General features: G+C 71.4%; 13 protein-coding genes. 7 read left to right on the forward strand and 6 right to left on the reverse strand.

Going from position 1 to position 12,722, the window contains the following annotated elements:
• Positions 1-389: 389 nt before the first annotated feature.
• Positions 390-1,160 (forward strand): protein phosphatase 2C domain-containing protein, encoded by a 771-nt coding sequence (locus IEJ02_RS31560; RefSeq protein ID WP_191067940.1) that lies wholly within the window; start codon positions 390-392, stop codon positions 1,158-1,160.
• A 102-nt stretch (positions 1,161-1,262) separates the two neighbouring features.
• On the opposite strand, the gene IEJ02_RS31565 is transcribed toward IEJ02_RS31560, so the two are convergent.
• Positions 1,263-1,793: a MarR family winged helix-turn-helix transcriptional regulator gene (locus IEJ02_RS31565; protein ID WP_370467161.1), complete on the reverse strand. Its 531-nt coding sequence runs from the start codon at positions 1,791-1,793 to the stop codon at positions 1,263-1,265.
• A gap of 206 nt (positions 1,794-1,999) precedes the next feature.
• Here IEJ02_RS31565 and IEJ02_RS31570 point away from each other — a divergent pair, with 206 nt between their 5' ends.
• Together IEJ02_RS31570 and IEJ02_RS31575 are read left to right on the forward strand one after the other, a co-directional pair.
• Positions 2,000-2,848, forward strand: a complete 849-nt coding sequence (locus tag IEJ02_RS31570) for a lysozyme (protein WP_191067942.1) — start codon at positions 2,000-2,002, stop codon at positions 2,846-2,848.
• A gap of 179 nt (positions 2,849-3,027) precedes the next feature.
• Entirely contained in the window at positions 3,028-3,606 is a 579-nt protein-coding gene (locus IEJ02_RS31575) for a TetR/AcrR family transcriptional regulator (RefSeq protein WP_191067943.1), read from the forward strand.
• Positions 3,607-3,683: 77 nt separating this feature from the next.
• Here IEJ02_RS31575 and IEJ02_RS31580 read toward each other — a convergent pair whose 3' ends face one another.
• The 5 genes from IEJ02_RS31580 to IEJ02_RS31595 all read right to left on the reverse strand — a co-directional run bounded on the left by IEJ02_RS31580 (position 3,684) and on the right by IEJ02_RS31595 (position 8,716).
• On the reverse strand, positions 3,684-4,235 hold the full coding sequence (locus IEJ02_RS31580) for an NAD(P)H-dependent oxidoreductase (protein ID WP_191067944.1): 552 nt from the start codon (positions 4,233-4,235) through the stop codon (positions 3,684-3,686).
• A 115-nt stretch (positions 4,236-4,350) separates the two neighbouring features.
• The gene (locus IEJ02_RS50020) at positions 4,351-4,482 is read right to left on the reverse strand and encodes a hypothetical protein (RefSeq protein ID WP_263408002.1); all 132 of its coding nucleotides are present in this window, start codon (positions 4,480-4,482) and stop codon (positions 4,351-4,353) included.
• A 70-nt stretch (positions 4,483-4,552) separates the two neighbouring features.
• Positions 4,553-5,161, reverse strand: coding sequence for a Uma2 family endonuclease (locus tag IEJ02_RS31585; protein ID WP_370467162.1), 609 nt, complete (start codon positions 5,159-5,161; stop codon positions 4,553-4,555).
• Positions 5,162-5,297: 136 nt separating this feature from the next.
• A complete protein-coding gene (lon, locus tag IEJ02_RS31590; protein ID WP_191067945.1) occupies positions 5,298-7,715 on the reverse strand; it encodes an endopeptidase La in 2,418 nt (805 codons plus the stop codon).
• 56 nt (positions 7,716-7,771) lie between these two features.
• Positions 7,772-8,716 (reverse strand): rhomboid-like protein, encoded by a 945-nt coding sequence (locus tag IEJ02_RS31595; RefSeq protein WP_223864779.1) that lies wholly within the window; start codon positions 8,714-8,716, stop codon positions 7,772-7,774.
• Between the two features lie 459 nt (positions 8,717-9,175).
• Between IEJ02_RS31595 and IEJ02_RS31600 the strand changes: the two genes are divergently transcribed.
• From IEJ02_RS31600 to IEJ02_RS31615, 4 genes are all read left to right on the forward strand, one after another.
• Complete coding sequence (locus IEJ02_RS31600) at positions 9,176-9,919, forward strand: spermidine synthase family protein (RefSeq protein WP_191067946.1); 744 nt, start codon at positions 9,176-9,178, stop codon at positions 9,917-9,919.
• A gap of 104 nt (positions 9,920-10,023) precedes the next feature.
• Positions 10,024-10,764, forward strand: coding sequence for a response regulator transcription factor (locus IEJ02_RS31605; protein ID WP_014054863.1), 741 nt, complete (start codon positions 10,024-10,026; stop codon positions 10,762-10,764).
• A complete protein-coding gene (locus tag IEJ02_RS31610; protein WP_223864780.1) occupies positions 10,761-12,092 on the forward strand; it encodes a sensor histidine kinase in 1,332 nt (443 codons plus the stop codon). Before IEJ02_RS31605 ends, IEJ02_RS31610 begins: the two co-directional genes overlap by 4 nt.
• Positions 12,093-12,385: 293 nt before the next feature.
• Positions 12,386-12,722 (forward strand): 2-oxoglutarate dehydrogenase E1 subunit family protein (locus tag IEJ02_RS31615; protein ID WP_191067947.1); only part of this gene is annotated, 337 nt, incomplete at its 3' end.

A 12,722-nucleotide genomic window follows, 5' to 3' on the forward strand; every position in this document is an offset into this window, starting at 1 on the left:
GGTGCTCACAATCCATTCTCGCCCGACCGCTGACGTGGACCAGAGGTGACGACGGATCACCAATTGTGTTTCCCCACCTCTGGCAGGGATTCCGACCCTTTCAGGACGGGTCTGGGGCGGGCATGCATCACTCGCCCGGCCACCCGAACGAGTGAACCGTATTGCGTAGTTGACCACCAACTTTGACTCGCGGCCATACCTTCTCATCACCTTGCGCGGATTGGTAAAGACCTCGGCGCCCTGAGAAGATACGCACCCGCAGCTTCCCAGAAGCGTCAATCCCACCCCAATCAGGCAGCGGAGAAACCGGCGACGGATTTGGTACGGACCAAGGCCCGGTCCGACCCTCGCCGCGGTGGTGATCGACAGGGGTCCGGCAGACTGAGGGAATGCGCATCGAACTCGCGACCGCTCCCGGCGATCGGCACCATCCCAACGAGGACTACGCCTCGGTAGCCCTCCCGGCCTCGGGGAGCGGCGGTGCGCTGGTGGTGCTGGACGGGGTGACCCCGCCCGAGGGAGGAGACGGATGCGTCCACAGCGTGGACTGGTTCACCGCGCGGCTCGGCGGGTCGCTGCTCGAACTGTCCGGTTCGCGACGGGATATGCCACTGACACAGTGCCTCTCCGAGGCGATCACCCGGACCGCCGCCGCCCATAGTTCAACATGTGACCTTTCTCACCCCCTTACGCCCCAGGCGACCGTCGTCACGGCGCGCTGGAACGCCCAGCGGATCGAGTATCTGGTGCTGTCCGACTCGGTGTTGCTCATCGAGCGGACCCATGACGGAGTGACCCCGGTCCTGGACGACCGCATCGACCGGCTGCTGGCCGAGGGCCGGCGGCTCGCCCCGCTGCGCAACGTGGCGGGCGGCTTCTTCACCGCCGCCGCCGACCCCGCCGTCTCCCGCAAGGCGGTCGCCGGGGAGCTCCCGCGCGGCGAGGTGCGGGCGCTGGCGGCGCTCACCGACGGGGCGTCGCGCTGGGTGGAGACATTCGGCGAGGGCGACTGGACCGAGTGCTTCGCGCTGCTGCGCAAGGAGGGCCCACAGGCGCTGATCGACCGGGTGCGGGCGGCCGAGGACGCCGATCCGGACCGTACGGCCTTCCCCCGGGGCAAGAACCACGACGACGCCGCCGTGGTCTTCGTGGAGCCCTGACCGCGGGGCTCGCCGGGCTTGGCGTTCCAGCGGGGTAGCGCGGTTGCCACGTCCGCGTCGCCGGATGCCCGCGGGTCGCCGATCCTGACGGGTATGAGCGCCCTACTCCTGCGCCGCACGCGCCGTCTGACCGCGGTCGTCGGCCTCCTGCTCCGCGTTCAACCGGTGCAGCAGCCTGGCGAGTTCGGCGACCTCGCTGCGCTCCCACGCGGCGAGACGGCGGGCATACCGCGCCCGCCGTGCGCCCCGCACGGCGCGGAAGCGGCTGCGGCCCTCCTCGGTCAACTCCACCAGGAAGGCCCGTCCGTCGGCCGGATCGGGCGTCCGCGCCACCAGCCCGAGCCCTTCGAGCGCCCGGAGCTGACGGCTCATCGTGGCCTTGCCGACGCCCACGAAGCTCGCGAGCTCGGTGGCGCGCTGCGGACCGGCGTCCTCCAGCCGCATCAGCAGTCCATAGGCGGCGGATTCGAGCTCCGGATGGACCTCCCGGGCCAATTCCCCCGAAGCGGCTCGGGCTCTGCGGAGGAAAACCGCCAATTCGCGCTCCAGCGCCAGGAATGCTTGGTCCACACCAATGCCACCCACGGTGCCCCCCTCACCCCGCTCAGGCGGCAACGCCCCGTTGTTGTGCACGTCAGAGCCCTCTCCGGGTTTTCACTTCGTGAAAGTTTCTACCACGCGCGGCTGTTACCGCAGCTCCACCAGTATTTCGCAGGATTAGACCAACGGCATCACACTCTCCCCCTTCCGCCGGCCTATCTACGCCCGTAGCGTCACTCCTGACATGGTCATTCCAATCGGAGCACCTCTCCCCCCACCGAGGTTTCGGAGGCAACGCCATGCCCGTGCACAGACCTGGTTCGGCCCGACGCGCCCTCAGTGCGCTGATCGGTATTCTCGCCGCTCTCCTCGCCATGACCCTCGCACTGCCCGGTTCGGCGTTCGCCGCCCAGGGGCAGGGCGACAAGGCCATCCCCCATCCCGAGGACGACTGGGCGGGTTCCCAGATAGCCAAGCACGAGGGCGGATCCACGACCGGTGAGGCGCCGACGGGGCTGCTCGCCACCGTCGAGGGCGTGGACGTCAGCAGCCACCAGGGCAACGTCAGCTGGTCGACGCTGTGGAGCAGCGGCGTCCGGTTCGCCTACGTCAAGGCGACCGAGGGCACCAGCTACGTCAACCCGTACTTCGCCCAGCAGTACAACGGCTCGTACAACGTCGGCATGATCCGTGGCGCGTACCACTTCGCCCTGCCGAACAACTCGACCGGTGCCGCACAGGCCAACTACTTCGTCGACCACGGCGGCGGCTGGTCCAAGGACGGCAAGACCCTGCCGGGCGCGCTCGACATGGAGTACAACCCCTACGGCGCGACCTGCTACGGGCTGAGCGCCAGCGCGATGGTCAACTGGATCAAGGACTTCAGCAACACCTACCGGTCGCGCACCGGCCGCGATCCGGTGATCTACACCTCCACCAGCTGGTGGAAGAGCTGCACGGGCAACTCCGCCGCCTTCGGTGGCGTCAACCCGCTGTGGATCCCGCGCTACGGCTCGTCCGTCGGTGAGCTTCCGGCGGGCTGGGGCTTCCACACCATCTGGCAGTACACCTCCTCCGGCGCGACGGTCGGCGACCACAACAAGTTCAACGGCGCCATGGACCGGCTGCAGGCCCTCGCCAACGGCTGAGCCCCGCATCGCGTCACCCCCCACACCCGGCGCGTCCGACCGTGTTCGGCGCGTCCCGCCCTCCGGCGTACGGACAGGTCTGTCTGTACGCTGGAGGGCGCCGGTCGTCCCACGGCCCCGGTCGGTCCGCGGCCCGGGTCGTCCCACGGCCCCGTGTGTCCGCCTCAAGGAGCTTGATCATGAGCAGCGCCCGCCCCTCCGCCCATGAGCGGATCCTGTCCACCGCGACCGCGCTGTTCAACGCCCATGGGGTGCGCGGGGTCGGAGTGGACCGGATCATCGCCGAGTCGGGCGTGGCGAAGGCGACGCTCTACTCCCACTTCCGCACCAAGGACGATCTGGTGCTGGCCTATCTGAGCGCGTCGGACGGGCACTGGCGGGGGGCGCTGCGGGAGGCCGCCGAGGCGGCCGGCGCCGACCCCCGGGACCGGCTCATCGGCCTCTTCGACGCGCTGGGCTCGGCGACCGAGCGGAACGGCTTCCGCGGCTGCGCGTTCACCAGGACCGCGGGCGAGACCGATCCGGGCACCGCCACCCACGCCGCGACGGTCGAGCACAAGCGCGCCGTACGGGCCTGGCTGACCGAGCTGGCCCGGGAGGCCGGGGCCGCCGACCCCGAGCGGCTCGCCGTGCAGATCTCCGTGCTCGTGGACGGGGTGATGGCCGCGGCGGCGCTGGAGCCGAGGCCGGAGTTCACGGAGGCGGCCCGGGAGGCGGCCCGGTCGCTGGTGGCGGAGGCGTGCCCGGCCCGGGTGTAGACCGGCCCGTGCGTGGATACGGCGAAGGGCCCGGCCGCATCAGCGATACGCGCGGCCGGGCCCTTGTCCTCCGTCTGTTACGCGATGGCGAGGTCACGCTCGCGCGGCAGCCCGGACGCCAGCAGCGCGCGGTAGCGCTCCTGGTGCGCGGCGAGCGCCGCGTCGTCCATCCCGTGCGTACCGTAGACGACGAACGGCTCCTCGTAGGCCATGCCCGTGATGTTCGCGGCCGCGTCGAAGGGCTTCAGCAGTTCGACGACCGTGAAGCGGTTGAACCCGTCGGGCCGGTACATCTCCTCCTGCGCACCCGCCGTGGTGGCGATCCGCAGCGACTTGCCGTGCAGCGAGGTGCCCCCGCTGCCGTAGGCGAAGCCGCGCAGGAACACCTCGTCCAGCCACTTCTTCAGCAGCGGCGGCGCCGAGTACCAGTAGAAGGGGAACTGCAGAACGATCCGCTCGTGCTCCAGCAGCAGCCGCTGCTCGCGCTCGACGTCTATCCGCAGATCGGGATAGGCGGCGTAGAGGTCATGGAGCGTGACGTTCTCCACCGGCCGGGCCGCCTCGGCGAGGGCGGCGTTGACCCGGGATGCGGCGAGATCGGGGTGGGCGAGGACGAGCAGGGTGCGCACGGCGTTCCTCCGAAGGCGATATGACCCATGCGAACAGACAGGTCTGTCTGCTTCACCGCCGAAGCTACCAGACAGACCTGTCTGACTGTCAATGAGATGCCCGTCCGGTCCCGGGTCAGCCGCTGCTGGGCACGATCACCTGCCCCTGCGCCGTCCCCTCGACGACCCGCGCATACGCCTGGGCCACGGTCTCCACGGGGGTTCCCTCGGCGGGGTCCATGCCCAGCTTCTCCAGGGTCTCCCGCACCCATCCCGGGCAGATCGCGTTCAGGGGGCTCGCCGCCTGGCCCTGTGGGAACCAGGCAGCGGGGGGTGGATCAGTCGCGGGGGAACTCGTCGGTCTTGAGCGTCAGGCCGACGACGGTGTTCGTCAGGTCGATTTCCGTGCCGAAGTGCACCGACAGCTCACTGAGGTAGTCGCCCTCCTTGGGCTCGGTGAACAGGTGGCACTTGCCGGTGTAGGGGTCCGCGATCAGGTAGATGGGAACCCCCGCCTCCGCGTAGGCCGCTTTCTTGGGTCCGTAGTCGTTCGCGGCCGTGCCTTTCGAGATCACCTCGACAACGAACTCAACGTCCTGATAGCGCCAGAGCCCCTTGTCGTTCTTCACGGCACCCTCGGCAAGCAGGGTCACATCGGACGCGAAGCCATTCAGATGGCCGGGGTAGTCGACGCGGACATCCGACAACACGTTCACGTTCATCCCAAAGCGATCTTCGAGAGCCCGCACGATCCTACGGATGATGTTCCAATGAACGTCCCTCTGCGGCGACATGAAGATGTTCCCCTCGACAATCTCGACCTTGAATCCCTCGGGGACGGGCATCTTCTCGAGCCACTCGAACATCGCGTCCAAGGTCCGCTCGTCGCTGCTGTCGGCCATCTCGATCCTGTCAGTGTCGATCCGGTCAATCTCCATGACGGTCACCGTGCCGCTCCTCCCCGCCGCGCACCGAACGTATGCGGCCGGTTAGTCCAACGATACGCACGGCCGACAGGTCACGCGTGGCCCGGAACCCCGTTCGACACGGGGCCCCGGGCCACTGCGCTCCCGGCAGCGTCCGTCACGCCGCTACCGGAACCTCGGGGGTCGCCGCCCGGGCGGGCTCGAGGGCCAGCTCCAGCACCCGGCGGACGTCGGAGACCGGGTGGACGTCGAGCTTGTCCAGCACCTCGGCGGGGACGTCGTCCAGGTCGGGCTCGTTCCGCTTGGGGATGATCACGGTGGTCACCCCGGCCCGGTGCGCCGCCAGCAGCTTCTGCTTGACGCCGCCGATGGGCAGCACCCGCCCGGTCAGGGACACCTCGCCGGTCATCGCCACGTCCGGGCGCACCTGGCGGCCGGAGAGCAGCGAGGCCAGGGCGGTGGTCATGGTGATGCCCGCGCTCGGGCCGTCCTTGGGCACCGCGCCCGCCGGGACGTGGAGGTGGACGCCGCGCTCCTTCAGGTCGCCGACCGGCAGCTCCAGCTCCGCGCCGTGCGAGCGCAGGAAGGAGAGCGCGATCTGGGCGGACTCCTTCATGACGTCGCCGAGCTGACCGGTGAGGTTCAGCCCCGCACCGCCCGTCTCCGGGTCGGCCAGCGACGCCTCCACGAACAGCACGTCACCGCCGGCGCCCGTGACCGCGAGCCCGGTCGCCACGCCGGGGACGGCGGTGCGGCGCTCGGCCGGGTCCTGGGCGGACTCGGGGGTGTGGTGCGGCCGGCCGATCAGCGGGCGCAGCTCCTCCACACCGACGGTGAAGGGCAGTTCGCGCTCGCCGAGCTCGTGCTGGGCCGCCACCTTGCGCAGCAGCCGGGCGATGGACCGCTCCAGGGTCCGTACGCCCGCCTCGCGGGTGTACTCGCCCGCGAGCTTGCGCAGCGCCTCGTCGGTCACCGTGACCTCGCCCGGCTCCAGACCGGCCCGCTCCAGCTGGCGGGGCAGCAGATGGTCACGGGCGATGGTGACCTTGTCGTCCTCGGTGTAGCCGTCCAGGCGCACCAGCTCCATCCGGTCCAGGAGCGCCTCCGGGATGGCCTCCAGGACGTTGGCGGTGGCGAGGAAGACCACGTCGCTCAGGTCGAGTTCGACCTCCAGGTAGTGGTCGCGGAAGGTGTGGTTCTGCGCCGGGTCCAGGACCTCCAGCAGGGCCGCGGCCGGGTCGCCGCGGAAGTCGGAGCCCACCTTGTCGATCTCGTCCAGGAGGACGACGGGGTTCATCGAGCCCGCCTCCTTGATGGCACGGACGATCCGGCCGGGCAGCGCGCCCACGTAGGTGCGCCGGTGGCCGCGGATCTCCGCCTCGTCGCGGACGCCGCCGAGCGCGACCCGGACGAACTTCCGCCCCATCGCGCGGGCGACGCTCTCGCCCAGGCTGGTCTTGCCGACGCCGGGCGGGCCCACCAGGGCGAGCACCGCGCCGCCGCGGCGGCCGCCGACGACGCCGAGGCCCCGGTCGGCGCGGCGCTTGCGCACCGCCAGGTACTCGGTGATCCGCTCCTTGACGTCCTCCAGGCCCGCGTGGTCGGCGTCGAGCACGGCCTTGGCGCCCTGGATGTCGTACGCGTCCTCGGTGCGCTCGTTCCAGGGCAGCTCCAGGACGGTGTCCAGCCAGGTGCGGATCCAGCTGCCCTCGGGGCTCTGGTCGCTGGACCGCTCCAGCTTGTCGACCTCCTTCAGGGCCGCCTCGCGGACCTTCTCGGGCAGGTCGGCGGCCTCCACGCGGGCGCGGTAGTCGTCGGACTCGTCCTCGGGGTCGCCATTGAGCTCGGCGAGCTCCTTACGGACGGCTTCGAGCTGGCGCCGCAGCAGGAACTCGCGCTGCTGCTTGTCGACGCCCTCCTGGACGTCCTTGGCGATCGACTCGGCCACGTCCTGCTCGGCGAGGTGGTCACTGAGCCAGGTGACGGCCAGCTTCAGCCGGGCCACCGGGTCGGTGGTCTCCAGCAGCTCGACGCGCTGGGCCACGGACAGGAAGGGCGAGTAGCCGGAGTTGTCGGCGAGCTGCGAGACATCGTCGATCTGCTGCACCCGGTCCACGACCTGCCAGGCGCCGCGCTTGCGCAGCCAGCTGGTGGCCAGCGCCTTGTATTCCTTGATCAGTTCGGTGACGGCACCGGGCAGGGGGTCGGGCACGATCTCCTCGACCGTGGTGCCCTCCACCCACAGGGCCGCCCCGGGTCCGGTGGTCCCGGCCCCGATGCGGACGCGGCGCACCCCGCGGATCAGCGCGCCAGGGTCTCCGTCGGAGAGCCGGCCCACCTGCTCGACGGTGCCGAGCGTGCCGATACCGGCGTAGGTGCCGTCGACGCGCGGCACCAGCAGCACCTTCGGCTTACCTCCTCCGCTCCCACTGGAGCGCGCGGCGGCCTGGGCGGCCTCCACCGCGGCACGTACCTCGGTATCGGAAAGGTCCAGCGGCACCACCATGCCGGGGAGCACCACCTCGTCGTCGAGAGGCAGTACGGGCAGGGTGAGCGGTGTGGGCAGCGAAGCCATGATCTCCCCTTCGGCAGGCAAGTTGAGTCGTGAGGACTCAATAAGTCGATGCCCACTCAATGCGCGGAGGGGGTTCCGGTGTTCCCGGAGGCGCGTTCGCTGTGAGCGAAGCCGGGCGAGGCGTCGTCGTTCCGCCGTGACGGCGGGCGCCGGCTGGTGTTTCGGCGGACGTACGGCCAGGACCGGACGTACCGCCAGGACCGGACGTACCGCCAGGAGAGGACGCCGAGCAGTAGGGCGAAGGCATGGCCCCAGGCGGTGAGCGGATCGAAGTCGACGAGCGTTCCGGCGCCGAGCGCGAGGGCGACCCCGCCGAGCAGCGCCCACCGCCGCCGGGGCGGCAGCAGCCCGGCGAGCGCGGCGGCGCAGGCGATCAGCCCGTAGCTGACGCCGTAGTCGAGGCGGCGCAGCGAGCTGTCCGGGAGATGCCCGGCGGCCACGGAGACGGCCACCGGGACCTCGGTGAGCAGCGTCGCCAGTACGTGGCCGAGCAGGAACACTCCGGCGGTGCGCACCCCGCCGAGCCGCCGCTCCAGCGCGCCGAGCACCAAGGGAAAGGCGACCAGATACGGCGAGGTGATCCCGCCCACCGCCCACAACGCGCTGACCAGCAGCGTCAGCAGCGGCCGCTGGGAGAGGTTGGACACATCGGTACTGGAGCTCGCGAGCAGATCGCGCACAGTGCCGGGGTCGCCGAGACGGGCGTAGAGGCCGGTGCCGAGCAGGATGAGCGTGTAGCCGAGGGTGAACGGCACGGTGCGCGGCACCCGGGGCAGCGAGCGCACCACCGCAGCGGCCGTGCGGCTCCCCCGTCCGGCCCGCAGACGCACCACCGCGGGCGTGCGGCGCCCGCGCCCCCGCCCGGCGTCCGGCACCCGCGGCGTACTGGCCCCGGCGGCGGCCGGCCAGGCACAGCCCACCTCCCGTGGCCGATCGGCGCGGCGGGCCCACGGCACGACGGGGGCGATGGCACGGGGCCCGCCCGGGTCACCGTCGTCCACCGCCCGCGCACCCGGAACGGCCGGACGCCGACCCGATGCGGCCGACGGGGGCTCGGCCGATGCCGCGTGGGATGCGGACTCTCCCGACCCCGCAGGCGTCTCGGGCTCCGCCGATGACACAGGGCCCACCGGCCCCGCCGACGCGGCAGCGGCCGCGCGCCCCGCCGACACCCCGGAAGCCTCGCCGGAGGCGTTCGCGTCCGTTCCTCTTACCGATGTCGTCAACGCCCGCGCCCCTTTCTCACTCCCGACGCCGCTCCTCCTGCTCCCCCTGCTCCCCGCTTATCCGCCACGACCGGAACAACAACCAGGACGCCGTGAGTCATGTCACGGCACCCCCGGCTGTGACATGGACGACGCCGCGCCACGCCACCGGGCCACCGTGAAACGGTTGGACCGGCGAGCCGGGGCGGCGCGAGGATGGCGGGGTCAGGAACCACCCGGGAGGACCCCACACCCATGCAGCCGCAGCCGCCGTACCACCTCCACGCCGCCGACGACGACCGGCCGGTGACCGTCGACCGCCGGGAGGGTCCGTACGGCGAGGTGGTGCTGCGGCGGCGCGGCGGCGGCGAGGGACCGTCGGCCGGCGCCGTCTTCGAGATCATCGCCAATGGGTGCTTCCTCATGGACACCTCCGACGGCCGCTCCGAGCGGCTGCTCATCCGTGCCGCCCTCGACGCGCTGCCCGCCGACCGCCCCTCCCCCGCCCTGCTCATCGGCGGGCTCGGCGTCGGTTTTTCGCTGGTCGAGGCGGTGGCGGAGCCCCGGTGGGGGCGGATCGCGGTGGTCGAGCGGGAGGCCGCGGTGATCGACTGGCACCGCGATGGACCCCTGGCGGCCATGACCGCCGACGCGCTGGCCGATCCGCGCGCCGAGGTCGTCCACGCCGATCTGGTCGAGTGGCTGCGGACCGGCCCGCGGACCCGTGCCGAGACCTATGACGCGCTGTGCCTGGACATCGACAACGGCCCCGACTGGACCGTCACCGAGGACAATGACGGCCTCTACTCCCCCACCGGGCTCGCGGCCTGCGCGGCGCGTCTCGCCCCGGGCGGGGTGCTGGCCGTATGGTCGGCGCAACCGTCGCGCGCGTTCGAGGAATCCCTCCGGAATGCCGGGTTCACGCGGGTGCGTACGGAAGAGGTCGCCGTTGCCCGGGGTGTTCCCGACGTCGTGCATCTCGCGGTTCGGGGCGCGTAGCAAAGCCGCGTACGCTGGCTTTACGCTTGCTTGCCTACCAAACGCGGCTGAGCGATGACCAGGCGCGAGCCGCGGGTTTCACCGGAAGACGCAGGGGCGGGCGTATGGAGCAGACTCACAACGGTCACAACGGGACCGCCACGACCACCCCTGGCGCACAGCGCCGGGTCCTCGTCGTCGAGGACGATCCGACCATAGTGGACGCCATCGCGGCCCGGCTGCGCGCCGAGGGGTTCCAGGTCCAGACGGCGGGAGACGGTCCGGCGGCGGTCGACACGGCCGAGGCGTGGCAGCCCGATCTGCTCGTCCTCGACGTGATGCTGCCGGGCTTCGACGGTCTGGAGGTCTGCCGGCGGGTGCAGGCCCGGCGGCCGGTGCCTGTGCTGATGCTGACCGCGCGCGACGACGAGACCGACATGCTGGTGGGGCTCGGCGTCGGCGCCGACGACTACATGACCAAGCCGTTCTCCATGCGCGAACTGGCCGCGCGGGTGCACGTACTGCTGCGGCGGGTGGAGCGGGCGGCGCTGGCCGCGCACACCCCGCGCAGCGGGATCCTGCGCCTGGGCGAGCTGGAGATCGACCACGCCCAGCGCCGGGTGCGGGTGCGCGGCTCGGATGTGCACCTCACCCCGACCGAGTTCGATCTGCTGGTCTGCCTGGCCAACACCCCGCGCGCGGTGCTCTCGCGCGAGCAGCTGCTGGCCGAGGTGTGGGACTGGGCGGACGCCTCCGGCACCCGCACCGTGGACAGCCACATCAAGGCGCTGCGCCGGAAGATCGGCGCGGAGCGGATCCGTACGGTGCACGGCGTGGGCTACGCCCTGGAGACCCCGGCGGCATGACGAAGGCCCCCTGGGCACGCAGGGTTCCCAAGGTCCGGGCAGACACCACGGCCCCCAGGGGCCGGGCACGCAGGGGCTGGGCGCACAAGGGCTGGGCGCGCGGGGCGCCCCAGGCCTGGGCGGACAAAGCGCCCAGGCTCTGGCCGCGCAGGGTCCCCCGGGCCTGCCGACTGCCCGAGGCCCCCGCGGGCCGGCGGGCGTGGTCCCGCGCCACCTGGGCCCGGGTCTGGGAGGCGCTGCGCCCCTTCGACCCGTACCGCTCGGTCAAGGCGGCGCTGGGGGCGCTGGTCGTCGGCTCGGTGATCATCACCACGCTGCTCGTCTTCGCGGCGATGCACTCCGACACCGAGCTGCGCGTCATCACCATCTTCTCGATCATCGCCTCGCTGCTGATCACCCAGTTCGTGGCGAACGGGCTCACGGCCCCGCTGGACGAGATGACCGAGGTCACCCGGGCGATGGCAGGCGGCGACTACACCCGGCGGGTGCGGGCGGCGCAGCGCGGGGACGAGTTCGGCGACCTGGCGTCCGCGTTCAACCGGATGGCGGCCGACCTGGAGGCGGTGGACACCCACCGCAAGGAGCTGGTGGCCAACGTCTCGCATGAGCTGCGCACCCCGATCGCGGCGCTGCGGGCGGTGCTGGAGAACGTGGTGGACGGGGTCTCGGAGGCCGATCCGGAGACCATGCGGGTCGCGCTGAAGCAGACCCAGCGCCTGGGCCGCCTGGTGGACCAGCTGCTCGATCTCTCCCGCCTCGACAACGGGGTGGTGCCGCTGCACGCGCGGCGGTTCGAGGTCTGGCCGTATCTGGCCGGGATCCTCAAGGAGGCCGGCATGGCCAAGGGCGCGGAGTCCCATTCCGGCGCCCACACCCGTAAGGACGTCCATCTCAACCTGGACGTCTCGCCGCCCGAGCTGACCGCCCACGCCGACGCCGAGCGGCTGCACCAGGTGATGGCGAACCTCATCGACAACGCGGTGAAGCACAGCCCGGCACACGGCCGGGTGACCGTGCGCGCCCGGCGCGGTGACGGCCCGGAGAGCCTGGAGCTGGAGGTGCTGGACGAGGGCCCCGGCATCCCGGAGGCGGATTGGCACCGGGTCTTCGAGCGGTTCAACCGGGGCGGGCTCTCCCCGGACGGCTCGGCGGACGGCCGACGGCGGGGTCCGGGCAGCGACGGCGGCACCGGTCTGGGGCTGGCGATCGCCCGCTGGGCGGTGGATCTGCACGGCGGGCGGATAGGGGTGGCGGAGTCCGCGCGCGGCTGCCGGATCAAGGTCAGCCTCCCGGGACCTGCCCCGGAACCCAAACCGGGCACCCCCTGAGATCGAATCAGGCATCCCCGAGATCAAACCGGGCACCCCCTGAGATCAAAGCTGAAGTAAAATCGACCCCGTCGCGCACATACGAGCGGCAGGGGTGCACGTCTGCGCTGCCCCGCGCCTGAGGAAACACACGAAACCTCGTGTGTTTCCCGGTGCGTCATGCGCTGAAACCCGCCAATGAATGTGACGTGCGCGACGTTGACCAGTGCGGCCTGCACGTAAGGGTCCAAGAGGCGTAGCCTTTATTCCCGCTGTCCACCACCTTTAGGAAGCGGAAGAGGGCGGTTGCCGCCGTGTCGCCACAGTCCCCCAACACCTCGAGCGTCTCGACCGATGAACAGGACGGGCAGGGGAGTAACCCTGCCGCTGCCTTCGGCCCCAACGAGTGGCTCGTCGACGAGATCTACCAGCAGTACCTCCAGGACCCGAACTCGGTCGACCGAGCCTGGTGGGACTTCTTCGCCGACTACAAGCCGGGTCAGGACACCGGCTCCGCGGTGGCAGCGCCACCACAGGGAGTAGCCGCGAGCGCCGCCCCGGCGGCCCCGGCCAAGCCCGCCGCGGCCAAGCCGGCGGAGGCCAAGCCCGCCGCCCCGGCCGCGAAGCCCGCCGAGGCCAAGCCCGCCGCGG

Origin of the sequence: Streptomyces sp. 5-10, from assembly GCF_014712245.1 — a bacterium.
GTDB lineage: Bacteria > Actinomycetota > Actinomycetes > Streptomycetales > Streptomycetaceae > Streptomyces > Streptomyces violaceusniger.

Excerpts from the sequence above, each read along its gene's own strand:
- IEJ02_RS31560 (WP_191067940.1), top strand. The coding sequence starts at position 390 with ATGCGCATCGAACTCGCGACCGCTCCCGGCGATCGGCACCATCCCAAC.
- IEJ02_RS31570 (WP_191067942.1), top strand. The coding sequence starts at position 2,000 with ATGCCCGTGCACAGACCTGGTTCGGCCCGACGCGCCCTCAGTGCGCTG.
- IEJ02_RS31610 (WP_223864780.1), top strand. The coding sequence starts at position 10,761 with ATGACGAAGGCCCCCTGGGCACGCAGGGTTCCCAAGGTCCGGGCAGAC.
- IEJ02_RS31605 (WP_014054863.1), top strand. The coding sequence starts at position 10,024 with ATGGAGCAGACTCACAACGGTCACAACGGGACCGCCACGACCACCCCT.
- lon (WP_191067945.1), bottom strand. The coding sequence starts at position 7,715 with ATGGCTTCGCTGCCCACACCGCTCACCCTGCCCGTACTGCCTCTCGAC.
- IEJ02_RS31600 (WP_191067946.1), top strand. The coding sequence starts at position 9,176 with ATGCAGCCGCAGCCGCCGTACCACCTCCACGCCGCCGACGACGACCGG.
- IEJ02_RS31575 (WP_191067943.1), top strand. The coding sequence starts at position 3,028 with ATGAGCAGCGCCCGCCCCTCCGCCCATGAGCGGATCCTGTCCACCGCG.